Here is a 22,141-nt window from a genome sequence, read left to right on the forward strand (position 1 = left end):
CTACTCATATCGGAATGCCGCGCTCGCGGGCCTGGTCAACCCCGGCTCCTGTAACGCCGCGTCAGGTGCCAGCTGCATGCCCCCACGAGCAGGGCTCCGACGACGACGATGCCAGTGATCAACATGGGTGGTTCCTCCCGGTTCCGCCGGCGCGTTCGGCCGGTTCGCAGATAGGAGGCGGCGGGGTCGGGAAAGGATTCACCTCCGGCCGAACTTTCTTCTCCGTCGGAGAAGTTCACCGCCGCCCGGCCGGCGGTCGCGCCGTATGCGAGAACGTCACGGAAAAGCCTTCTCCCGGTTACACGGCCGACCACGCATCCATGCCACGCTCCCGGTTGCCAGAAGTCAACACGCGTAGATCGCGACGCCGTTCAGCCGCACCATCCCGTCCCGGCACGGCCGTCCCCAGGAAAGGACACCCCCCATGTCCGTTGTACAGATAGGCAGATGGAAGGCGAAGGCGGCAGCCGTAGGCGCCGTCATCCTCGGCCTCACCCTTCCGGCGGTCACCGCGCCCCCCGCGAGCGCCACGACCACCGCGTACGACAGCACGTACTACAAGAACGCGATCGGCAAGACCGGAACGAGCCTGAAGTCCTCGCTGCACACGATCATCAGCAGCCAGAGCAAGATCTCGTACGACGCGGTCTGGAACGCGCTGAAGGTCACCGACCAGGACCCGAACAACAGCGGCAACGTGATCCTGCTGTACAGCGGCACCTCGCGCAGCAAGGCCCTCAACGGCGGCGACGTGGGCGACTGGAACCGCGAGCACGTGTGGGCCCAGTCCCACGGCAACTTCGGCACCTCGGCGGGCCCCGGCACCGACCTCCACCACCTGCGCCCCGCGGACGTCCAGGTCAACAGCATCCGCGGCAACAAGGACTTCGACAACGGCGGCAGCGCGGTGAGCGGCGCGCCCGGCAGCTACACGGACTCCAACTCCTTCGAGCCGCGCGACGCGGACAAGGGTGACGTGGCCCGCATGATCCTCTACATGGCCGTCCGCTACGAGGGGGACGACGCCTGGGCCGACCTGGAGCCCAACGAGTCGACCACCAACGGCAGCGTCCGCTTCCACGGCCGCCTCTCGGTCCTGAAGCAGTGGAACGAGCAGGACCCGCCGAGCGCCTTCGAGGAACGCCGCAACGACATCATCCACGGCACCTACCAGGGCAACCGCAACCCGTTCATCGACCACCCCGAGTGGGTCGAGGCGATCTGGTAGACGGACCCCGACGTGCGCCGAGCTCCCGCCCCGAGCGCGAAGCTCGGCGCGCCCCCTTGGGCCCCACAGGCCCGCCCCCAGGGCCCGCCCCCGCGGCCCGTCCCCACAGCGGTCGCCGTCCCGTCGACCGGGTCCGCGGGCGCCCCCTGGGTCAGGCCGCCTGGACCTGGAACCAGACCCACTTGCCCTGGTCGCCGACCGTGGCCACGCCCCAGGCCCCGGCCACCGCATCCAGCAGATCCAGCCCACGACCCGTCTCCAGCTCCGTCTCGTCGGTGTCCGCCTCGTCCCGGCTGGACCGGACACCCGAACCCATGCGGGGATTCGTGTCGAAGACGGCTCCGGTGACCACACCGGCACCCCGGTCGTAGCCGACGGCGATCTCGATGGCGGGTCCCTCCGCATGCCGGACCGCGTTCGAGACGACCTCGCTCAGGAGCAGGGCCGCCATGTCCACCTCGTCGTGGCCCTCGGGGGCGATCCGGCCGAGGACGTGGCGGGCGTCGGCGGCGGCGCGGGGGTGGCGGGGCAGGACGGCGATGCCGCTGTGTGCGTTCACGATGAACTCCCAGTCTCGGTGTGCCCTGACGGGCGGGGGGCGGCGCCGCCCTGCCGAGGAGGGGGAGGAGGAGGGCGGTGCCGCGCCACTACTCCATCGTCCCGGCGCATCCGAGCCCGCCGGGGTGCCCATCGTCGGCGTCCGAGGTGACGAAAGTAGGGGGTCGGGGTCGGCTCGGCTTTCGGCCCGACGTTCGCGTGACGCCCTGAGCACGGCCGCCGACAGCTGACCCGTGGGGACCGCCGAGCACCGCCCGATCGCCACGGTCGAGGCGGTGCCCGGCCGCGCGACGCTCCCACGACGCGGCGGTGAGCCGCCCCGGAGACCCAGGACCGGAGACTGAGGCCGGGGCCGGACCGGAGACCCGACCGGAGAGTGAGGCCGGGACCGGGGCCGGATACCAAGACCGGAGACCGGGACCCGTCAGTCCGTGTCCAGGCCGGCCCGGTAGGCCACGCGGGCCGCCTGGACCCGGCTGTCCGCGCCCAGTTTGGCCAGCACGGCACTCACGTACCCCTTGACCGTCCCCTCCGTGGTGCCGAGTTCGGTCGCGATCTCGCTGTTGGTGAGCCCCCGGGAGAGCAGTCGGAGGACATCGCGCTCGCGAGCGGTGAGCGAGTCGAGCCGGCCCTGTTCCTCGGGAGCGAGCCCGCCCGAGCTGTGGGCGAGGCCGTCCACCAGGCGCTTGGCGACCGGCGGGCCGAGGACCGCCCGGCCGCCGTGGACGTCGCGGATCGCGCGCAGCAGCTCGTCGGGCGGGGTGTCCTTGAGGAGGAACCCGGAGGCCCCGGCACGCAGCGCCGTCCGTACCTGCTCGTCGTCGTGGAAGGTGGTGAGCATCAGCACCTTCGGCGGCCTCGGCAGCGCCAGCAGCCGGGGGAGCGCGGCCAGGCCGTCGACCCTGGGCATCCGGATGTCGAGCAGCACCACGTCCGGCCCGCTCTCCTCGGTCCGGACGAGAGCCTCCTCCCCGTCCGCCGCCTCGCCGCACACCTCGATGTCACCGCTGGCGTCGATGATCCACAGCAGTCCGCGCCGGGTGATCTCGTTGTCGTCCGCGATCAGGACCCGGATGCTCATGGTGCTCCTCGTGAGGATGCTCCCCGACTGTGGGGGATGAAGGCCGAGAGCAGGAAGCCGCCGTCGCGCGGCCCAGCGGTCAGTGTGCCGCCGAGCAGGGCGACACGCTCGGTCAGGCCGACGACTCCGTGCCCGCCGCTGGGCAGATCGGGCGACGTGGGACGCGTCGGGGCCGAGTTCGCGACATCGAGGTGCACGCCGTCGGCTCGGCAGGCGACGTCCACCCGCACGGTCGCCCCTGGAGCGTGTTTCGCGGCGTTGGTCAGCGCCTCCCGCACGATCCGGTGCAGGGCGCGCTGCATCGGGAGCGGCAGGATCTCCGGATGGCCGTTCACCCGCAGCTCCACCTCCTGTCCGCGGTCGCGGGCATGCGCCACCAGGTCGGACAGCTCCTCCGTGTCCGGCCCGGACGGCACCGCGGCCCGTACGCCCGCCGCCGCCCCGGTCGGTTCTCCGGCCGTCATCCGGGAGGGGGCGAGCACGCCGAGGATCTCGCGGAGTTCCTCCAGCGCCTGCCGGCCGTCGGACCGGATCAGTTCCGCCGTACGGGCCGCCTCCGGCACCTCTGCGGCCGGGCCCGACTCCAGGGCACCGGCGGCCAGCACCATGTTGCTGACCCGGTGGCCGACCACGTCGTGCATCTCGCGGGCGATCTCGGCCCGCTCCTCCGCACGAGCGCGCTCGTCCAGAAGCCGGTTCTCGCGCTCCAGGACCGCCACCCTGGCCTGCACGGCCGCCGTCAGATCGCGCCGTACACCGACCGCGTACCCGACGGCCAGCGGTCCGACGATCGCGGCCAGTGAGTACGCGGCCTCCCGGATCCCGGCGTTCGGCAGCCCTCCGCGCAGCCCGGCCAGACCGGCGACGAACCCGGCGACGCCGTACGCGAAGAGGACCCTCAGCCGCCGGTCCAGGCTGCCGACGGTGTACATCGCGGCGGCCAGCGCCACCGGGGTGAAGGACACCACGTGCATGACCGTCACGAACACGGCGACCAGATGGGGCCATCGCCTGCGCCACCACAGGCTCAGGCCGACCACCGCCGAACAGGCCGCGATCACCGGAGTCGGCAGACCGGTCAGCAGACCGCTGGACGGCTTCACCCAGGAGTCGGCGATGCCGAGCGCGACGACCACCGCGGTGACCAGGGCGTCGACGCGCCGCGGAGGCCAGCGGGAGAGCGGCGTAGCGGCCATGTCGCCACGGTAGTCAGCGAGGGTGACTCGGGCACGGCGAGCGGTCCCGCCCCTCACCCGTCCGGTCCGTCGCGTCGCCCGCGTCCGCGATCCGGGCGAGCATGGGGCCATGGGGATCAGCTCATGATCACGGTCCTCGTCGCGGACGACGACCCGGCCGTACGCGACGGGCTGCGGGCGATCATCGACGCCGCGCCGGACCTGCGCGTGATCGCGGAGGCGTGGGACGGGCACATCGCGGTCGACCAGGCACGTCGCCTGCTCCCCGACATCGTGGCGATGGACGTGCGGATGCCCGGAATGGACGGGATCACCGCGACCCGACGGCTGAGGGAACTGCCGTCGCCGCCGGCCGTCCTGATCCTCACCACGTTCGGCCAGGACGAGTACGTCGAGCAGGCCCTCGCGGCCGGAGCGGTCGGCTTCCTCGTCAAGGACACCCCACCGGCGGATCTGCTCGGAGCCCTGCGCAGTGTCGCCGAGGGCCACGCGGCGTTCGGCTCCACGGTGACCGGCCACGTCATCGACCTCACCACGCGCGACGGGGGCGGCACGACCGCCGAGGACGACCCACGGGTCGCCTCGCTGACCGCCCGCCAGCTCGACGTGCTGCGGCTGCTCGGGCGGGGACTGTCCAACGCGGACATCGGGGCCGAACTGGGCATGACCGAGGGCACGGTCAAGGCACACGTCACCCAGCTTCTCGCGCGGCTCGGCGTGTCCAACCGCGTCGAGGCCGCCCGGATCGCGTACCGCACGGGCCTGTCCACCGACGACGCCTGACCCCGGCTCCCGCCTGTCGAAAGTCAGGGGCCGGACCCCACTTTAGAGAGGCGGGGCCCCCACCGTCCCCGGGGTGTACTGGCCGCGGTGGTGCTCGCGGACACCCGTCGACTGGTGGACTCCTTCCCGGCGATCGACTACTTCGAGCGCCGCCGGCTCCCGTTCGTCGTCGCGGTCAACTGCTTCGACGGCGCCCGGGACCACACCGCGCAGGAGGTCGCGTACGCCCTCGACCTCGACCCGGGCACACCGGTGGTCCTGTGCGACGCGCGGGAGCGGGAGTCGGGCAAGGAAGTCCTCACCTCCCTGGTCGAGTTGGCGGGCCGCCAGGGATGAGACGCCGCCCCCGGCAACGGGATCCGAACGTGCGGGGCACCCGGAGTCGGCGCCGGGTGCCCCGGCCAGGACGCGGGGGCGCGGACACCGGCCCTCACGGAGCTTCTGCTGCGGGCCATCGCGGTGGCACCGCGCGCTCCGCGCAGGGCGGACGCCGAGGTCTGGACGGCTCTGTGGGAGCTGGCCCAACTTGGCATCGGGGAACCAGGGTTGCATGGGCATGGGATCAGTCCTCGGTGAAGGCGGAAGAGGGTGGGGGCGGGATCGCCCCGCTCCGTCCACGCTAGGCCGGGCCGACGGTCCCGCGCGTGGGCGGCACTCACCCTCCCTGGTCCGTTCTCACCAACCGTCGGCAGGCTCCGGCGTCCGGAGCCCGTGGGTCAGTCGACGTCGGCCCGCGTCGTGCCCATCTTCAGGCCGTCGACCCAGTGGACGGACTCGACGTCGACGATCGTGGAGCCGTACGAGCCCCAGCGGGGGACGTTGCCCTTGAGATCCCACGTCCGCGCGTTCCGGCGGTCGACGACCAGTTGACCGTTGACGTACAGGGCGAAGGAACCGCTCGTGGAGGTCTGGGCGTCGATGCCCAGCTCGATCTTGTTCCAGGTGGCCGGCGTCCAGGCGACGCTGCCGACGGAGATCCACTGCTCGCCCGGGGCGACGTACCAGATCTTCAGCCGGCTGTCCTCGACCTTCATGATCACCGGGTAGTTCTGATCGTGCTCGTCACCGGTGCCCCATGACTTCCACTGGAAGACGGTCTGGGCGTTGCCGGTCTTGGTCATGGACTCCCAGCCGAACCAGTACGTCCTGCCGGACGTGAGGGTGCGGCCGGCGATGCCGTGGCCCTCGCAACGCTCGGAGCCCACCGCCTTGGTGAAGCCGAAGATCTTCCCGCGGCCGTCGCCCCAGTCCGGCTGGTACACGTACGACGGGGAGTCGCACAGCACCGAGGCGAACACCGCGGTGCCTCCGTTGTCCGCGTCGCCGTCCCACTCGACCGTCGCATGCGCGGGTGTCGCCAGGACGAGCGAGAGTGCCGCGGCCGGCGCCGTGGGGGTCAGCAGGCGCCTGCGCCGCCGGGGCGGCGCCTGCCGGTCGGCGGGGGACCTGCCGGCGTCCGAGAGCGAGGCGCTTCGGGCGTTGTCGTGACGCATGGGTTCCTCCGGTGGGGGGAGAGCGGGACCCGGGAGAGGTGCGCACCCTGGCAGTGGTGGGGGGAGGGTGGACCTCGGGAGAGCGGCGCGGGGACGACGACGTCGGCGGGGGAGCCGAGTCGATTGTTCGGCGACGGAGCCGTCGGCCACCGTCCCGGAGGCGCCGCCCCTGCCTCGGACTTGCGCCCGGCCGGGGACAGGCACCTCCGGCCTGGTGTCAGCCGAGGCGGACGGTGACCTTCTGCGGTGCGCCGGCCTGGCCGCTGAGGTCGCCGAAGGTCAGCTTCAGCGACGATCCTGTGGTCGCGGCGGTGACCGTGACGGGCTTGGAGAGCACCTTGCTCACCCTGCGGTTCCAGACGATGTCCAGCGAGGTGGCCTGCCGCGCGGGGTCCGAGACGACGATGGTCGCCGTGCCGTTGCGGTGCTCCCGTACGAGGACGGAGGCGGGTGCGCTCGCCCGGAGCCTCTCGACGGTGCCCGCGGTCCAGAAGTTCACCGCGGTGAGCCCCAGCTTCGGGACGCGGACGCCCTGCTGGGCACCGGAGTTGGCGAGGATCCGCAACCACCCCCGGTCGCAGGCGCGTTGGGCCGTGGTCCTGGCGCCGGCGCCCGGCAGCAGGACGTAGGCGTAGTCGCCGTCGGCCGGATCGACACCGTGGTCGGTGAAGAGGGTCAGGTAGCGGCGGGTGATCGGGTCGGGGGAGCCGCCGGTGTTGATGTCCCGCCAGGACCCGGTGCGCTCCTCGCGTACCGCGCTGAGCTTGGCGCCGCCGGGGAAGACATAGCCCGCCTGCCCGGCGATGTGGGCCCACTCGGCGCCGTCGAAGGTGGCCGTCCAGCCCTGCGTGAGGGGCTGTGCCTTGCCGTCGACGGTGAGGACCGGTGCTCCGGCGGCGCCGAGGGCCCGGTTGTCGACGGTCGTCTCGACGGCGTGGCCGTCGGCGGAGGTGATACCGGCGCCGAGGCAGACGACGGAGTCGTCGAGGCAGAACCAGGACTTCTTGGCATCCATGGTGCTGGAGATGCCCTTGAGGTGCTGGCCGATGGCGGCGTACTCGCCGTCGGTGGTGCCGCCGACCCAGGCCGCGTCCGGCATGGGCTGACCCCAGTTGCCGCCCTCGCCGTCGGCGAGCGGCTTGCGCGAGGCGGTGATACCGGGCAGGCGGTACGGGTCGACGGTGGGCCAGTAGGCGTCCGAGTACTGCTCCAGACCGAAGTCGCTGCCCCACCAGGACAGCCACCCGGCGCCGGTGTGATAGCCACGGGCGTGCTCGCCGTTGCCGAACTCGTAGTGGGCGATGCGGTTCGAGGCCATGGAGACGGAGGCCGCCCAGTCGCGACGACGGTGGGTGGCTCGTGCCATGTTGTGGAACAGCCGGTGCTCGACGGGCTCGGGGGCGGCCTTGACGGAGGTGTCGTCCTGCAGCGCCTGCAGGAGCGATGCCCTGATCAGGCTGAGACCGGGGTTCTTGAGCGCGGGGTAGTGGTAGTCGCGTTGCAGCCAGCCCTTGACCATCGCCCGCCAGCGGGCGTTCTCCTCGGGGCTCGCCCCCTGGCCGACCAGCAGGATGGTCGCCATCAGGCCGTGGGCCCGCTGGTGCTCGTTGGTGCCGATGCGGCTGATGCCCCGGCTGCTGACGTTGTCCATCATCAGACCGTTGTAGATGAACGGCGCGACGGCCTTCTCGATCGTGTCGAGGAAGAGCTGGGTGCCGGCGTCCTTCACCTCCCAGCTCGACCCGCGCAGCAGGGCGAGCAGCCGGCCCACTCCGTCGTGCAGCACCGCGCCGTAGCCGCCGATGTAGGGGACGTTGCGGTGCTGGACGAAAGATCCGTCGTCGTAGAAGCCGTCGCCCGAGGTGACGTAGGGGAAGACCGGTGCCAGCGCCTGGGACGCCAGCGCGATCCTGGCCGGGTCCTTGCCGACGATCCCGCGCAGGATGACTCCGCGACAGAGGTCGACCCGGTTGGCGCCGGTGCTGGTGCCCGTGTACGAGGCGAAGACCGAATCCGGCACGAACGCGTCGACGGCGCGGCAGTAGTCGGCGATCTGCGTGTCCGACAGGTGGTCGTACATCAGCACGCAGGTGTCCATCAGCGCCTGAGGAGCGCCGATCTGCCAGTTGTACCAGTTGCCGTACCGTGCGGTGTTCTCGTTGTAGACCTCGGAGTAGAGGTGGTCGAGGCCCGTGAGGACGGCGTCACGGAGCCCGGCGTCCCCGGTCAGTCCGGTGCCGGGCTGGGAGTACGCCTCGGCCATGGTGCGCAGCCGGTTGTAGCTGTCGTTCATGGTCGCCGAGAAGGCGTAGGACTCGGCGTCGAGATCGGGCTCCGGGTCGGTCCAGGAGCGGCCGGGCCAGAGCGAACCGACGGCCGGGGCCATGGTCGTCCGGTAGCCGGCCGCGGTCGTGCCGAGGTTGCCGAGGATGGTCCGGTAGGGCTCCGCGGTCGGGCTGAAGCCCGTACCGAGGACGAGGTCGCGCCACTTGCCGCGCAGCGCGTCGAACTCCGCGTCGGACGCCGTGGCGGATGTGTCGAACGTGTCGCCGGAGCCGAGGACTTCCGAGGCGTGGGACGGGTGCGCGAGCGTTCCGCTGAGTCCGAGGGCGAGCGCGCCCCCACCGGCGGCGTGGAGGAATGTGCGGCGACGCCAGGGAGATGGCATGGGAGACGACCTTTACGGGAGGAGCGCGTCGTTGCCTCGGCGCTGTCGCTGGCTCGTAAGCGTGGGGGTTTCTAACACGCAGACAACCAAAAGGGCAACGGTTTGGACAGGAACGGCCCCTGGTTGTCCATTCGATAGAAAACCGACAGAATCGATCTCAAGGTGGCTACACTCCTTCTGAACTGGGATGTCGTACGAGGGGAGCGGGGAAGTGCACGCGGAACACAGGCACCAGGCGATCCTGCGCCGGCTGCGGGAAGAGGGCTCCCTGCGGGTCAGCGACTTCGCCGCCGAGCTGGGCGTCTCCCCGGTCACGATCCGCCGCGACGTGGAGGTCCTCGCCGACCGCGGTCTGGTCGCCAGGGTGCACGGCGGCGCCATGCTCCCCGAGACCTGGGCGGAGACCGCACCCGCCGACGGGGATCCCGTCGCACCGGCCCGGGGCCGGGAGCGCGTGATCGGCCTGATCGTGCCGTCCGCCGACTACTACTACCCCGAGGTGATCAAGGGCGCGCGCGAGGCCGCGGCCTCGCGGAACGCCCGACTGGTGCTGGACATCTCGGGATACGACGCGGACGAGGAGCGCGCACAGGTCGAGAGGATGATCGCCGACGGCATCGACGGGCTGCTGGTGGTGCCGACGGGCCCGCGTGGCTGGTACGAGCAACTGCCCGTCCCCGTCGTGATCGTGGAGCGCAGGCCAGAGGCCGACGAGACGGCCGGGATCGACCATGTGGTGTCCGACCACGTCCACGGGGCGCGTCTGGCCGTGCGTCATCTCGCGGAGGCGGGTCGCACCCGCCTCGCGCTGCTCGTACGTGGCACGAGCCCGACCGCGCAGTGGATCATCGAGGGCTTCGAGGCCGGCGTGCGCGCCGCCGGGCTCGAAGCCCCTCTTGCGACGTGCGTCCTGGGCACCGCCGGTGCGGGCCCCGGGAGTCCGGAGTGCGACAGCCCGGTCGAGGAGTTGCTCGACGCCGCCGCGGCCGGCCGCGTCGACGCCGTCATCGCCCATCCCGACAACGAGGCCCTCGCGCTGTTGAGGCGGCTGCGCGCGCGGTCCGTCCAGGTCCCCGGCGATGTCGCGATCGTGGCGTACGACGACGAGGTGGCGGGGCTCGCCGACATCCCGCTGAGCGCCGTCGCCCCGGCGAAGCATGAAGTCGGCGCTTCCGCCGTGGAGTTGTTGGTGCGCAGACTCCAGCAGCCCGACGCGCCCCGGCACCGGTTGTTCGTTCTTCCGCGGCTGCGGGTGCGCTCGTCCAGCGGAGGCTGACGAGGCCGCGCGTCGCCGCCCCGACGTCGAACAGCCCGACCGGGCCCGGCCTCAGTCCTGGTCACCCGGCCCGGGTCCGGGGTCTCGACGCCGGATCCGGGCGAGGACGATCACGGCGTCGTCGGTGGACCCGCCGGGGAGCAGACGCGCCAGGATGCCGTCCGCCGTCTCCTCCAACGTGCCGGTCGCGCCCGCGAGTTGCGTCCGCAGCGCCGCCATGCCCTCGCCGATGTCGACGCCGCGTGCCTCGACCAGGCCGTCGGTGTACAGCGCGAGGGTGTCACCGTCGTGGAGTTCGATCTCCGTCGTACGGAAGGGCACGTCGCCGACGCCGAGCGGCACCCCCAGCACCTCGTCGATGGACTCGACCGTGCCGTCCGCCCTACGGCGCAGCGGTGGCAGGTGGCCCGCGTTCGCGATGCGGGCCAGGCCCGTCGTCGGGTCGTAGCGGATGTAGAGGCAGGTCGCGTAGGCGATGCCGGCGTCCTGGGCGCAGGCGTCGAGCTCCCCGAGGAGACTGTCGGGTTCCAGGTTCTGGCGGGCCAGTGCCTTCGCGGTGATGCGGAGGCGACCCATCGCCGCCGCCGCGGGCACGCCGTGCCCCATCACGTCGCCGACCACCAGCGCCACACGGCCGCCCGGCAGGTCGATCACGTCGTACCAGTCGCCGCCGACCTCCGTGGCGTGACTTCCGGGCAGGTAACGGTGGGCGACGCGCACGGACGGGTTGTTCGCCAGGGCGGTGGGCAGCAGCTCCCGCTGGAGGGTGAGCGCGATGTCCTGGACCCGGCTGTAGAGCCGTGCGTTGTCCAGGCACAGCGCGGCCCGCGAGGCGAGTTCGCCCGCCAGGCTGAGGTCCTGCCGCGTGAAGACCGGGCGGCCACCGGAGCGGCCGAACATGGCGATGCCCTGTACCGTGCCCCGCGCGATGAGCGGAGCGATGAGCAGGGACGTCAGACCGCTGTCGATCAGGAGCCGGGTGCGGGCTCGGTGGATGACCGTCCTGGTCATGAAGTCGGCGTCCACGGGGACGCAGACGGGCCGGCCCGTCATGAGGGTCTCGTGGATGGTGGAGCCGGGCGGGTAGGTGACGGTCTCCAGGCCGCCGACCAGCTCGGGGGCGGGAGGCGGCAGGCACGTACCGGCCGCGATCCGGCGGGTGACCAGTACCGATTCCGGATCGAACACCTCGCGTTCGTCCTTCCACTCCACGACCTCCACCACGGAGGCGTCGCAGAACTCGGGAACGACCGCGTCGACCAGCTCGCGGGCGGTGACGTTCACGTCCAGCGTCGTGCCGACGCGGTTCGCGGCCCGGTCCAGCAGCGCCAGTCTCTGCCGCCCGGCCGCCGCCTCCACGATGGCCTGCTCACGGTCGGTGACGTCCACGAGGAGACCGCCCAGGCCGGCCCGCGTGCCGACGGCCTGGCTGAGGGGGAAGAAGCTCACGGAGCGTACCTGGTCCCGGTCGGGGCGGCCCGGCGTACGCAGGACGACCAGCGTGCTCACGACGGGCCGGCCCCCGTCGGCGACGGCCCGCAGCATGCGCTGGTACTCGCCCCCGTCGGACGTGATCATGAACTCTTCCGTGGTCCGCCCGATGTGGTCCTCGATCGGGATCCCGTCCATGTCCGCCAGGGCCTGGTTGAGATGGACGTAGCGCAGGTTCTCGTCGAGCATCACCAGGCCGATCGGGCACGTCTCGAAGAGCGCGTCGAGAAAGGCGAGGTTGGTCTTGACCCGGTCGAGCCCCTCGCTCTCGCTCGCCAGCCCGAGGATGACGGAGTCGCCCTCGGCTCCGGTCACCGGGAAGACCCGGAACCCGCAGTCGAAGACCCTGCCGTCCTGGTGCAGCGTCGGTACGCGCGTCCGCCAGTAGCCCAGCGTGCGGCCGCGCTCCGCGAGGCGCTCCGCCGCACCGGTGCCGTCGAGGGGAGCGGCGGGAAAGAGGACGGCGGCGGGCCGGGACAGCACGTCCGCGGCCTCGTGGCCGAAGAGCCGCTGAGCACCGGGCCCCCAGTAGCAGATCCTGCCCTCCTGGTCGATGCCGAGCACGGCCACGGCCACGTGCTCCAGCAGCGTCCCGGGTTCAGACCAGAGAGGCCCGGGAGCCTGCTCGTCCCCCGGCCGACCCCCCGGTCGAGGCGAGGACACCAGGCCCCCTTTCCGGGCACGGACGAAAGGCGAGTGCGTTGCCCACCGGCGGAGCGGGACGCTCACGTCAATTCTGCCCGCGCTCCGTGGTTCGGACATCACGGAGACCCGGCCGGCGCGCGGTGCCCCCGTACGAGATCCGGTCCCACGGAATCACGATCGGGCACTCTCCAGCGGGTCGAGCGGCGGCGCGTACGTCCCTCCGGGGCCGCCGGCGCTCGTCGTCCGGCTCGTCCGCGTCCGCGTCCGCGTCCGCGTCCTCGTCCTCGGACGCGAAGCCGGCCGTCTTCGCCCGAGCGCGCCGGCGTCCGCACGTCCTCAGGGCAGGCGGAGGCCGGGACACCTGGCTCGGTGTCCCGGCCGCCTCACGACACGCGCCTCACCCGATCTCGACGAGGAGGTCGCCGCCCTCCACCTGCTGGATCCTGGTGATGGCCAGGCGGGACACCCGTCCGCTCCTCGGGGCGGTGATCGCGGCCTCCATCTTCATCGCCTCGATGGTGGCCACCGTCGCACCGGCCTCGACCTCGTCGCCCTCGGCGACGGCCAGCGTGACCACGCCCGCGAACGGCGCGGCGACATGGCCGGGATCGGACCTGTCGGCCTTCTCGGTCACCGGGAGGTCGGCGGCCGCCGCGTTGTCGCGTACCTGGATCGGCCGCAGTTGGCCGTTCAGGGTCGACACGACGGTGCGCATGCCGCGTTCGTCGGCCTCGCCGATGGCCTCCAGCTCGATCAGCAGCCGCACACCGGGCCCGAAGTCGACGGCGTACTCCTTCCCCGGGCGCAGCCCGTAGAAGAAGTCCTTGCTGTCGAGCACGCTGGTGTCGCCGTACGCCTGACGGTGCGTCTCGAACGCCTTCGTCGGGCCGGGGAAGAGAAGGCGGTTCAGCGTCGCGCGCCGGTCCTTGGCCAGGCCGGTGCGGTCCTCCGCGGTCAGCTCCCGCATCGGCTTGGGGCCGGCGCGGCCCTCCAGCGCCTTGCTGCGGAACGGCTCCGGCCAGCCGCCCGGCGGCGTGCCCAGCTCGCCGTGCAGGAAGCCGACGACCGAGTCGGGGATGTCGAAGCGGTTCGGTGCCGCCTCGAAGTCCTCGGGCGCCACCCCGGCGCCCACGAGATGCAGCGCGAGGTCACCCACCACCTTCGACGACGGCGTGACCTTCACCAGCCGGCCCAGCATCCGGTCCGCGGCGGCGTACGTCGACTCGACGTCCTCGAAACGGTCGCCCAGGCCGAGCGCGACGGCCTGCGTGCGCAGGTTGGAGAGCTGCCCGCCGGGAATCTCGTGGTGGTACACGCGCCCGGTCGGCGAGTCCAGACCCGCCTCGAAGGGCGCGTAGATCTTGCGGACGCTCTCCCAGTACGGCTCCAGGTCACCGACCGCCTGCAGGTCGAGGCCGGTGGGCCGGTCGGAGTGGTCGGTCGCGGCGACGATCGCCGACAGCGACGGCTGAGAGGTGGTACCGGCCATGGAGGCCACCGCGCCGTCCACCGCGTCCGCCCCGGCCTGGATCGCCGCGAGATACGTGGCGAGCTGGCCGCCGGCGGTGTCATGGGTGTGGATGTGCACGGGCAGGTCGAACTCACTGCGCAGCGCGGAGACGAGCTTGGCCGCGGCGGGGGCACGCAGCAGCCCCGCCATGTCCTTGACCGCCAGCACATGCGCCCCCGCGGCGACGATCTTCTCGGCCAGCCGCAGGTAGTAGTCCAGCGTGTACAGCTTCTCCGCCGGGTCGGAGAGGTCGGACGTGTAGCAGAGCGCGACCTCGGCCACCGCCGTCCCGGTCTCCCGTACGGCCTCGATGGCGGGGCGCATCTGGTCGACGTCGTTGAGCGCGTCGAAGATCCGGAAGATGTCGATGCCGGTGGCGGCGGCCTCCTGGACGAAGGCGTCGGTCACCTCGGTCGGATACGGGGTGTACCCCACGGTGTTACGACCCCGCAGCAGCATCTGCAGGCAGATGTTCGGCACGGCCTCGCGCAGGGCGGCGAGGCGCTCCCACGGGTCCTCCGCGAGGAAGCGCAGCGCGACGTCGTACGTGGCGCCGCCCCAGCACTCCAGGGACAGCAGCTGCGGCAGGCTGTGCGCCACCGTGGGGGCGACGGCCAGCAGGTCCTTGGTCCGGACCCGGGTGGCGAGGAGCGACTGGTGGGCGTCGCGGAAGGTGGTGTCGGTGACACCGATGGTCGGTGACTCGCGCAGGCTCCGCGCGAAGCCCTCCGGGCCGAGCGCGAGGAGCCTCTGCCGGGAGCCGGCGGCCGGCTCGCCGGCGGGCAGCGCCGGCAGCTTGTCGGCCGGGGCGATCAGCTCGGGCCGAGGGCCGTGCGGCTTGTTCACGGTCACGTCGGCGAGGTAGGTGAGCAGCTTGGTGCCGCGGTCGCCGGAGTGGCGCGCGGTGAGCAGGTGCGGCCGCTGCTCGATGAAGGCCGTCGTGACGTGTCCCGCCTGGAAGTCAGGGTCGTCGAGCACGGCCTGCAGGAAGGGGATGTTCGTGGACACGCCCCGGATGCGGAACTCGGCCACCGCGCGCCGGGCCCGGTCGACGGCGGTCCCGAAGTCCCGGCCCCGGCAGGTCAGCTTGACCAGCATCGAGTCGAAGTGGGCGCTGACCTCCGTACCGGCGTGGGTGGTGCCGCCGTCGAGCCGGATGCCGGAGCCTCCGGGGGAGCGGTACGCGCTGATCATGCCGGTGTCCGGGCGGAAGCCGTTGGCCGGGTCCTCGGTGGTGATCCGGCACTGCAGGGCGGCACCGCGCAGGACGACGGACTCCTGCGCCAGGCCGAGGTCGGCAAGGGTCTCGCCGGAGGCGATGCGCAGCTGCGACTGCACCAGATCGATGTCGGTGACCTCCTCGGTCACCGTGTGCTCGACCTGGATGCGCGGATTCATCTCGATGAAGACGTGGTTGCCTTCGCGGTCGAGGAGGAACTCCACCGTGCCCGCGTTGCGGTAGCCGATCCGACGGGCGAACCTCACGGCGTCGTCGCAGATGCGCTGTCGCACCTCCGGATCGAGGTTCGGGGCGGGCGCGAGTTCGATCACCTTCTGGTGGCGCCGCTGCAGGGAGCAGTCGCGCTCGAACAGGTGGATGACGTTGCCCTCGCCGTCGGCGAGGATCTGCACCTCGATGTGGCGCGGGTCGACGACGGCCTTCTCCAGGAAGACGGTCGCGTCGCCGAAGGCGGACTCGGCCTCGCGGGCCGCCGCCTCGATGGACTCGCGCAGCATCGCCGGATCCTCGACCCGCCGCATGCCGCGACCGCCGCCGCCGGCGACGGCCTTGACGAACACCGGGAAGCCGATGCCCTCGGCCGCGGCCACCAGCTCGTCCACGTCGGTGGAGGGCGCCGAGGAACCGAGCACGGGCACACCCGCCTCCCGGGCGGCGGCCACGGCTCGCGCCTTGTTCCCGGTCAGCTCCAGGGTCTGCGCGCTCGGGCCCACGAACGTGATGCCCGCCTCCTCGCAGGCGCGGGCCAGTTCCGGGTTCTCGGACAGGAATCCGTACCCCGGATAGACGGCGTCGGCACCGGAGAGGCGGGCCGCCCGGATGATCTCCTCCACGGAGAGGTAGGCCCGCACCGGATGTCCGGGCTCACCGATCTCGTACGCCTCGTCGGCCTTCAGCCGGTGCAGAGAGTTGCGGTCCTCGTGGGGGAAGACGGCGACCGTGCGCGCACCCAGTTCGTAGCCCGCGCGGAACGCGCGAATCGCGATCTCCCCGCGATTGGCCACCAGTACCTTGCGGAACATCATGATCCCTTCACCCTGCCGGTGATGAGCAACGGGTCGCCGACACGTCCCCGCGTACGTCGTGCCGTGGGAGCGGCACTCGCCCGCGTCGCGCCCGGCTCGTTTCGGCAACGCTAAGGGCTGCGCCGTGGCCTTCTGAAGGTCCCACGACAGTGACATGGATCATCGCAACACCGCTGTCCGTGAGGGGTGCGGACGGGGTACCCGGCAGGGTTTCGACCCCATCGGCTCAGCGCGCTGCCGTCGGGCGGCGAGGTGATGCGAGCGGCTGCCGTGACCGGCGGGGTCCAGGGCGCTCTACGCGTTCCTCGGCGAGGGCAGAATCCTTTTCGCATCTTGTCGCGCATTCGGGTGATATTTGACGGTCCACATATTTTCCAGTGCCTATGATCCACCGTTGTGACAGAGAGTCAGTACGCCAGGGTCGCCCAGCACTCGGCTGATGTGGTCATCCTCGGGGCCGGTCCGGCAGGACTGGTCCTGGGGAACCTCTTACTTCGCAGCGGCATCGACTGTGTCGTGGTGGAACGTGCCGGTCGTGACCATGTCCGGAACCGTGCGCGGGCGGGTTTCCTCGCCGCGAACACCGTGCGGATCCTCGAACGCAACGGTCTGGACGAGGGCCTGCGCCGACGCGGGCAGGAGCACAGCGTCTGCGAGTTCCGTACCGAGGACGGCCGCTTCCGCCTGGACTACCGAGGGCTCGGCCGGGGCGAGCCGCACACCGTCTATCCGCAGCACGAGCTGGTCTCCGATCTGCTGGAGCGGTTCGTCGACGCAGGGGGGCGGATCCGATTCGACACCGAGGCGGTCGCCGTGACCGACGCGGACGGCCCCACCCCTGCGGTGACCGTGCGGGAGGGGGACGGGCGCCCCGGACGGTGGCGGGCACGGTACGTCGCCGCCTGCGACGGCCGGCACGGGGTGGGGCGGCGCTCGCTGCCGCCGGACAGGGTCCACCGCCACCGCCGCGACCACGGCGTGTCCTGGCTGGGCCTGCTCGCCGAGGCGCCGCCGAGCATCGACGCCGTGGGCTACGCGACCCATCCGCGCGGATTCGCCGGGCACATGGCCCGTTCCGCCGAGATCACCCGGTACTACCTGCAGTGTGAACGCGGCACCCGGGTCGACGCCTTGAGCGAGGACCGGATCTGGGACGAGCTCGACCTGCGCATGCGCGCGACCGAGTACGGACCCCTGCTGCGCGGCCGGTTCGTCCAGCGCGCCGTCGTCGACCTCGAGTCCGACGTGCTCGAACCGCTGCGCCACGGCTCGCTGTTCCTGGTGGGCGACGCCGCCGCCCTGATCAGCCCGTCCGCCGCGAAGGGCGCCAACCTCGCGGTGCTGGAGGCGGAGATCCTGGCCCGGGCCCTGACCGCGGTCCTCGCTCACGGCGACCCCGAGCCCCTGGCCTCCTACTCGGAGCGGTGCCTGGCCCACATCTGGCGCGCCCAGGAGTTCTCGCACTGGATGATCCGCCTCCTGCACGACGCACCGGGTTCCGAGGGTGCCTCCGTCTTCCAGGAGCGTCTGCGCCACTCCCGGATCGCCTCGCTGCGCACCTCGCGCACCCAACAGGACTGGTTCGCCGAGAACTACGTCGGCATCTGACCGACCCCTTCTTCCTTCTTTCGTCCCGTTCCGGGCCTGGCCCCGGGCTGCCCGTGCCTGTGCACGGCGTGCTCCGGTGGCCGGGCCCGGGCTTCCTCCTTCACACACGGACAGGGAATGCATTCCGAACATCCCTTCACCATGCCCGCGACCACGACGACGGCGACCACGACGCCCACGAGCAGGACGGCGGCGAACGCCGGCGACGACGCGGAGCGGCTGAGCGCGACGGCCGCGTTCGTCCGGGAGCAGGACACGTCCGTCCTGCTCTCACGTGTGCTGCCCGGCCTCGACGGTCCCGAACTGCGGGCACTGACGGACCGATGCGACTTCGCGCACGCCGCCGTGCTCGTGTTCCCGCCCGACGAGCAGACGCTGCGGACGGACCTGGCGGCATGCGGCCTGCCCGCCGACGCGCAGGCGCAACCCAGTGTCGTCGTGCGCGAACGCCTCGCGGCGCGTCACCGCCGTAAGCCCGCGGATCTTGACGTAAGGATTCTCCGTCCCGGGGTCCGCGGCCCCGCCGAAGAACACCGGGCGGTCGAGGTGTTCGCATTGACGGTGCCACCGGGTTCCGGGCTGTCCGGGATCGCTGCGGAGGAACGCCGCCTGGACCACGAGGCGCACCTCGCCTTCGACGTCGCCCGGCCCGACCCGCTGGTGCTGCGCGGGCTGCTGGCGAGCTTCGCGCGGCACGGCGCGGTTGCCGACGGGGGTGGGTACAACCCGCACGAGGACGGCACGGTGTTCTACTTCACCGCCCCCGCCGACACGAAGACGGCGTACCGGCGCGTCGAGCTCTACGCGAGCGGAGACCACCGGGACGTACTGTCCGAGCACCTCGGGCGGCCCCTCGCCCCGGCGGGGCACGCGCGACGGGCAGGCGAACCTCAGCCGGCGGAAGCGCTCCTGTGGCTGCTGACCGGCGCCTGGTCCACCCAGGCCCTGGCGGCCTGCGCGCGGCTTCGGCTACCGGAGGCCATGAACCGCCGCACCGGGGTGGACAGTTCGGAGCTGGCCCGGACCGTCGGCGCCGACCCGAACAGCCTGGCGACCCTGCTGCGGTACCTCGCCATGCTCGGTGTGGTCTCCGAAGGCCCGGACGGATTCCGCCTCACCGGCGTCGGCGCACTCCTGGACGCGGAGGCCCCGGGCTCGATGCGGCCCCTGGCGCTGATGTACGGCGGCCCCTTCTACCAGTCCTTCGCCCACCTGACCCACACCGTACGCAGCGGACAGCCCGGCTTCGAGCACCTCTACGGCGAGAACCACTTCGACCACTTCGCCCGCGACCCCGAACTGGCCACCCTTTTCGACCAGTCGATGGTGTCGAGCGCCGCCATGTTCGATGCCCTCCCCTCGCACCCGGTCCTGACCGCCGCCGCCGCCCCGGGCCGCTCTCGCACCGTGGTCGACATCGCCGGCGGCACCGGCGAACTCCTCGGCCGCATCCTGACCGCCCACCCCGCCCTGCGCGGCATCCTCCTCGAACGCCCTCAGGTCCTCGCCGCGGCGCGCACGTACCTGGCCGCCACCGATGTGGGCGAGCGGTGCGCCTACCGGGCGGGTGACTTCGCGGACGTACCCCCGGGCGCCGACGTCTACATCCTCTCCCGCGTCCTGCACGACTGGGACGACGACCGCTGCCGGAGCATCCTGCGTCACTGCGCCGACGCCATGCCCCGGCACGCGGACCTCCTCGTCGTCGAGCGCCTGCTGCCGGCCGACGACACCCCCTCGCTCGCCACCGCGTGGGACCTCCACATGATGTGCAACACCGGAGGCCGTGAGCGTACGGTCGACCACTACGCCCGGCTGTTCGAGGACCACGGCCTCGAACTCGTCGGCCACACCCCGCTCGCGCTGGGCGCCCACGCCCTCCACGCCCGCAGAATCTGACGTGCCGGTCCACCTGGAGGGGGAACCCGGGACCCCCTCCAGGTGCCGCCGCTATCCCAGACCGGCGGGCAGGCGATCGAGGACCGCCGGGAAGTCGGTGCCCGTCGGCAGGGTGCCGAAGGCCAGGCCCCGGTCGCCGGCCAGCCGGGAGGCACAGAAGGCGTCCGCCACCGGAGCGGGGGCGTGTCGTACGAGCAGGGAGCCCTGCAGGACGAGGGCGAGGCGTTCCACCAGGCGCCTGGCGCGGAGTTCGGCGTCCTCCGGTCGTGCCAGCTCGCCCAGCACCTCCCGCCAGGCCGCGTCGAGCCGGGCGTCGGCGCCCGCCGCCGACTCCACCTCGGCGCGGAAGGCCGCCAGCGACTCCGGCTCCCGGAGCAGCGCCCGCAGCACGTCGAGGGCGTTGACGTTCCCCGAACCCTCCCAGATGCCGTTGAGGGGCGCCTCCCGGTACAACCGGGGCATGCCCGAGGCCTCGTCGTAGCCGTTGCCGCCCAGGCACTCCAGGGCCTCGGCCACGGCCGCCGGCTGGCGCTTGCACACCCAGTACTTGCCGACAGCCGTGGCCAGCCGGAGGAACGCCCGCTCGCCGGCGTCGCCGCGCTGGGCGCGATCGGTCGCGCCCGCGACCCGCAGGGCGAGGGTGGTGGCGGCCTCCGACTCCAGGGCCAGGTCCGCCAGGACGTTGCGCATGAGCGGCTGGTCGATGAGCTTGGCGCCGAACACCGAGCGGTGGCGGGCGTGGTGGGCGGCCTGCGCGAGGGCGGCGCGCGTGCCGGAGGCCGAGCCGAGGATGCAGTCCAGGCGGGTCATGGTGACCATGTCGATGATGGTCCGCACGCCCTTGCCCTCGGCGCCGACCAGCCAGGCCACGGTGTCGTCGAACTCGGGCTCGCTGCTGGCGTTGGAGCGGTTGCCGAGCTTGTCCTTCAGACGCTGGATGCGGAAGGTGTTGCGACTGCCGTCGGGCAGCACGCGCGGGACGAGGAAGCAGGACAGGCCGCCCGGCGCCTGCGCGAGGACGAGGAACAGGTCGTTCATCGGGGCGCTGGTGAACCACTTGTGCCCGCGCAGCCGCCAGCTCCCGTCGGCCGTCCGCACGGCCGTCGTGGTGTTGGCCCGTACGTCGGTTCCTCCCTGCTTCTCCGTCATGCCCATCCCGGCGAGCAGACCGCCCTTGACGCCGGGCGCCTTGAGGACCGGGTCGTACACGCGGCCGGTCAGCAGCGGCTCGTACTCCTTGGCCAGTTCGGGGGAGTTGCGCAGCGCCGGCACCGCGGCGTACGTCATCGACACCGGACAGCCGTGTCCCGCCTCGGCGGAGCTCCACACCATGAAGCCCGCCGCGCGCGCCACGTGGACGCCGGGCCTTTCGTCGGCCCAGGGCGCGCCGGCCAGACCCTCGCCGATCGCGACGTCCATCAGGGCGTGGTACGAGGGGTGGAAGTCGACCTCGTCGACGCGGTTGCCGTAGCGGTCGTGTGTGCGCAGCACGGGCTCGTGGCGGTTGGCCTCCTCGGCCCAGCGCTGCACCTCCTCGCTGCCGGTACGACGACCGAGCCGGTGCAGGTCGTCGAGGTACCACTCGGCGCCTTCACGACGCACCCCCTCCAGCAGGACCGGGTCCTCGGCGACGTCGTGGCCGACCAGCGGAGGGGCCTGGTTGGTCACGTCGTGGGTGCGGGCGGTGGGGTTGCTGACCGGCCGGGTGTCGGTGGTGCTGGTCATGGGCGTGTCCTTCGGGGTCGTCGGGAGGAGGGGCGGAGCCGTCGGGAAGGGCGGTGCGGTCGTGGTCCGTGCGAGTCGGGTGCGGCCGGTCAGCCCGCCGGGGCCTGCCCGGCGCCCAGGCAGCGCAGGGACATCGCGGTCAGCTCGGCGATGAGCCGGTCGGAGGAGTCCCCGTCGGGGGCGCCGAGCGGGTCCACCAGCACCTCGCCGATGGCACCGGTCAGGGCGGCGGCGGTGACCTCCGGGTTCTGGGGCGGCAGCACGCCCGAGGCCACCCCCTCGCTCACGACCTCGGCGAACAGCGTTCGGTACCGGCGCCGGAACTCCAGGCGCTCGGCGCCGACGGCGGGCTCGGCGGGGGCCGCGAGCAAGGCGTAGGCCAGTCCCCGGCGTTCGAGGGACCGCCGGGCGAACACCTCGACGCCTCGCGCGAGACGCTCGACCGGATCACCCGGGCTGCGCAGCACCTCGCCCAGCACCTCGACCTCACGGCCGGAGGCGCGCCGGAAGACCTCGACGGCCAGCGCCGTCTTGGACGGGAAGTGCTGGTAGACCGAGCCGGCCGCGATGCCGGCCGCGGCGGCGACGGCGTTCACCGAGGCCTGCGCCCAGCCCACATCGGCCACGACGTCGGTGGCCTGCTGGACCAGATGCTCCCGTGCGCTGCTGAGCCGGGCCAGCTCGGCCGGGGTCTTGCGGTATGCCATAGAAGCAG

14 protein-coding genes and 1 pseudogene are annotated in these 22,141 nt (G+C 72.2%); 6 read left to right on the plus strand and 9 right to left on the minus strand.

Annotated elements, in window-relative coordinates; translation table 11 throughout:
* Positions 1-424: 424 nt before the first annotated feature.
* A complete protein-coding gene (locus ACFQ7Q_RS25030; protein WP_383558902.1) occupies positions 425-1,228 on the plus strand; it encodes an endonuclease I family protein in 804 nt (267 codons plus the stop codon).
* 151 nt (positions 1,229-1,379) lie between these two features.
* On the opposite strand, the gene ACFQ7Q_RS25035 is transcribed toward ACFQ7Q_RS25030, so the two are convergent.
* The 3 genes from ACFQ7Q_RS25035 to ACFQ7Q_RS25045 form a co-directional block, all read right to left on the minus strand.
* Positions 1,380-1,787 carry an ATP-binding protein gene (locus ACFQ7Q_RS25035; protein WP_383558904.1) on the minus strand — a complete coding sequence of 136 codons (408 nt, stop codon included), beginning with the start codon at positions 1,785-1,787 and terminating at the stop codon, positions 1,380-1,382.
* A 423-nt stretch (positions 1,788-2,210) separates the two neighbouring features.
* Positions 2,211-2,867: a response regulator gene (locus tag ACFQ7Q_RS25040; protein ID WP_383558905.1), complete on the minus strand. Its 657-nt coding sequence runs from the start codon at positions 2,865-2,867 to the stop codon at positions 2,211-2,213.
* Positions 2,864-4,063, minus strand: a complete 1,200-nt coding sequence (locus ACFQ7Q_RS25045) for a sensor histidine kinase (protein WP_383558907.1) — start codon at positions 4,061-4,063, stop codon at positions 2,864-2,866. The genes ACFQ7Q_RS25040 and ACFQ7Q_RS25045 overlap by 4 nt, the downstream gene beginning before the upstream one ends.
* Positions 4,064-4,186: 123 nt before the next feature.
* Between ACFQ7Q_RS25045 and ACFQ7Q_RS25050 the strand changes: the two genes are divergently transcribed.
* Entirely contained in the window at positions 4,187-4,846 is a 660-nt protein-coding gene (locus ACFQ7Q_RS25050; protein WP_383558909.1) for a response regulator, read from the plus strand.
* A gap of 69 nt (positions 4,847-4,915) precedes the next feature.
* Positions 4,916-5,182: pseudogene (locus ACFQ7Q_RS25055) on the plus strand (ATP/GTP-binding protein); the annotation flags it as partial.
* 380 nt (positions 5,183-5,562) lie between these two features.
* Here ACFQ7Q_RS25055 and ACFQ7Q_RS25060 read toward each other — a convergent pair.
* Positions 5,563-6,339 carry a hypothetical protein gene (locus tag ACFQ7Q_RS25060; RefSeq protein ID WP_383558910.1) on the minus strand — a complete coding sequence of 259 codons (777 nt, stop codon included), beginning with the start codon at positions 6,337-6,339 and terminating at the stop codon, positions 5,563-5,565.
* 217 nt (positions 6,340-6,556) lie between these two features.
* Positions 6,557-9,007, minus strand: a complete 2,451-nt coding sequence (locus tag ACFQ7Q_RS25065; RefSeq protein ID WP_383558912.1) for a polysaccharide lyase 8 family protein — start codon at positions 9,005-9,007, stop codon at positions 6,557-6,559.
* A 211-nt stretch (positions 9,008-9,218) separates the two neighbouring features.
* On the opposite strand from ACFQ7Q_RS25065, the gene ACFQ7Q_RS25070 reads away from it, so the two are divergent.
* The gene (locus ACFQ7Q_RS25070; protein WP_383558913.1) at positions 9,219-10,283 is read left to right on the plus strand and encodes a substrate-binding domain-containing protein; all 1,065 of its coding nucleotides are present in this window, start codon (positions 9,219-9,221) and stop codon (positions 10,281-10,283) included.
* Between the two features lie 51 nt (positions 10,284-10,334).
* Here the strand turns inward: ACFQ7Q_RS25070 and ACFQ7Q_RS25075 are convergent, their stop codons facing one another.
* Positions 10,335-12,437 carry a SpoIIE family protein phosphatase gene (locus tag ACFQ7Q_RS25075; protein WP_383558915.1) on the minus strand — a complete coding sequence of 701 codons (2,103 nt, stop codon included), beginning with the start codon at positions 12,435-12,437 and terminating at the stop codon, positions 10,335-10,337.
* A gap of 379 nt (positions 12,438-12,816) precedes the next feature.
* Entirely contained in the window at positions 12,817-16,191 is a 3,375-nt protein-coding gene (locus tag ACFQ7Q_RS25080; RefSeq protein WP_383558932.1) for a pyruvate carboxylase, read from the minus strand.
* 399 nt (positions 16,192-16,590) lie between these two features.
* On the opposite strand from ACFQ7Q_RS25080, the gene ACFQ7Q_RS25085 reads away from it, so the two are divergent.
* The gene (locus ACFQ7Q_RS25085) at positions 16,591-17,802 is read left to right on the plus strand and encodes a 4-hydroxybenzoate 3-monooxygenase (RefSeq protein ID WP_383558917.1); all 1,212 of its coding nucleotides are present in this window, start codon (positions 16,591-16,593) and stop codon (positions 17,800-17,802) included.
* A 141-nt stretch (positions 17,803-17,943) separates the two neighbouring features.
* The gene (locus ACFQ7Q_RS25090; protein WP_383558918.1) at positions 17,944-19,701 is read left to right on the plus strand and encodes a methyltransferase; all 1,758 of its coding nucleotides are present in this window, start codon (positions 17,944-17,946) and stop codon (positions 19,699-19,701) included.
* 51 nt (positions 19,702-19,752) lie between these two features.
* Here the strand turns inward: ACFQ7Q_RS25090 and ACFQ7Q_RS25095 are convergent, their stop codons facing one another.
* Together ACFQ7Q_RS25095 and ACFQ7Q_RS25100 are read right to left on the minus strand one after the other, a co-directional pair.
* A complete protein-coding gene (locus ACFQ7Q_RS25095; RefSeq protein WP_383558920.1) occupies positions 19,753-21,426 on the minus strand; it encodes an acyl-CoA dehydrogenase family protein in 1,674 nt (557 codons plus the stop codon).
* Positions 21,427-21,515: 89 nt separating this feature from the next.
* Complete coding sequence (locus ACFQ7Q_RS25100) at positions 21,516-22,133, minus strand: TetR family transcriptional regulator (RefSeq protein ID WP_383558922.1); 618 nt, start codon at positions 22,131-22,133, stop codon at positions 21,516-21,518.
* Between the last annotated feature and the right edge of the window lie 8 nt (positions 22,134-22,141).

Source organism: Streptomyces sp. NPDC056527, assembly GCF_042794475.1.
In the GTDB taxonomy this organism is placed as follows: Bacteria; Actinomycetota; Actinomycetes; order Streptomycetales; family Streptomycetaceae; genus Streptomyces.

What these genes read in the sequence shown, in the direction of transcription:
- ACFQ7Q_RS25065 (WP_383558912.1), bottom strand. Translation starts at nt 9,007, where the DNA reads ATGCCATCTCCCTGGCGTCGCCGCACATTCCTCCACGCCGCCGGTGGG.
- ACFQ7Q_RS25100 (WP_383558922.1), bottom strand. Translation starts at nt 22,133, where the DNA reads ATGGCATACCGCAAGACCCCGGCCGAGCTGGCCCGGCTCAGCAGCGCA.
- ACFQ7Q_RS25050 (WP_383558909.1), top strand. Translation starts at nt 4,187, where the DNA reads ATGATCACGGTCCTCGTCGCGGACGACGACCCGGCCGTACGCGACGGG.
- ACFQ7Q_RS25090 (WP_383558918.1), top strand. Translation starts at nt 17,944, where the DNA reads ATGCCCGCGACCACGACGACGGCGACCACGACGCCCACGAGCAGGACG.
- ACFQ7Q_RS25040 (WP_383558905.1), bottom strand. Translation starts at nt 2,867, where the DNA reads ATGAGCATCCGGGTCCTGATCGCGGACGACAACGAGATCACCCGGCGC.
- ACFQ7Q_RS25095 (WP_383558920.1), bottom strand. Translation starts at nt 21,426, where the DNA reads ATGACCAGCACCACCGACACCCGGCCGGTCAGCAACCCCACCGCCCGC.
- ACFQ7Q_RS25060 (WP_383558910.1), bottom strand. Translation starts at nt 6,339, where the DNA reads ATGCGTCACGACAACGCCCGAAGCGCCTCGCTCTCGGACGCCGGCAGG.
- ACFQ7Q_RS25080 (WP_383558932.1), bottom strand. Translation starts at nt 16,191, where the DNA reads ATGTTCCGCAAGGTACTGGTGGCCAATCGCGGGGAGATCGCGATTCGC.
- ACFQ7Q_RS25045 (WP_383558907.1), bottom strand. Translation starts at nt 4,063, where the DNA reads ATGGCCGCTACGCCGCTCTCCCGCTGGCCTCCGCGGCGCGTCGACGCC.
- ACFQ7Q_RS25030 (WP_383558902.1), top strand. Translation starts at nt 425, where the DNA reads ATGTCCGTTGTACAGATAGGCAGATGGAAGGCGAAGGCGGCAGCCGTA.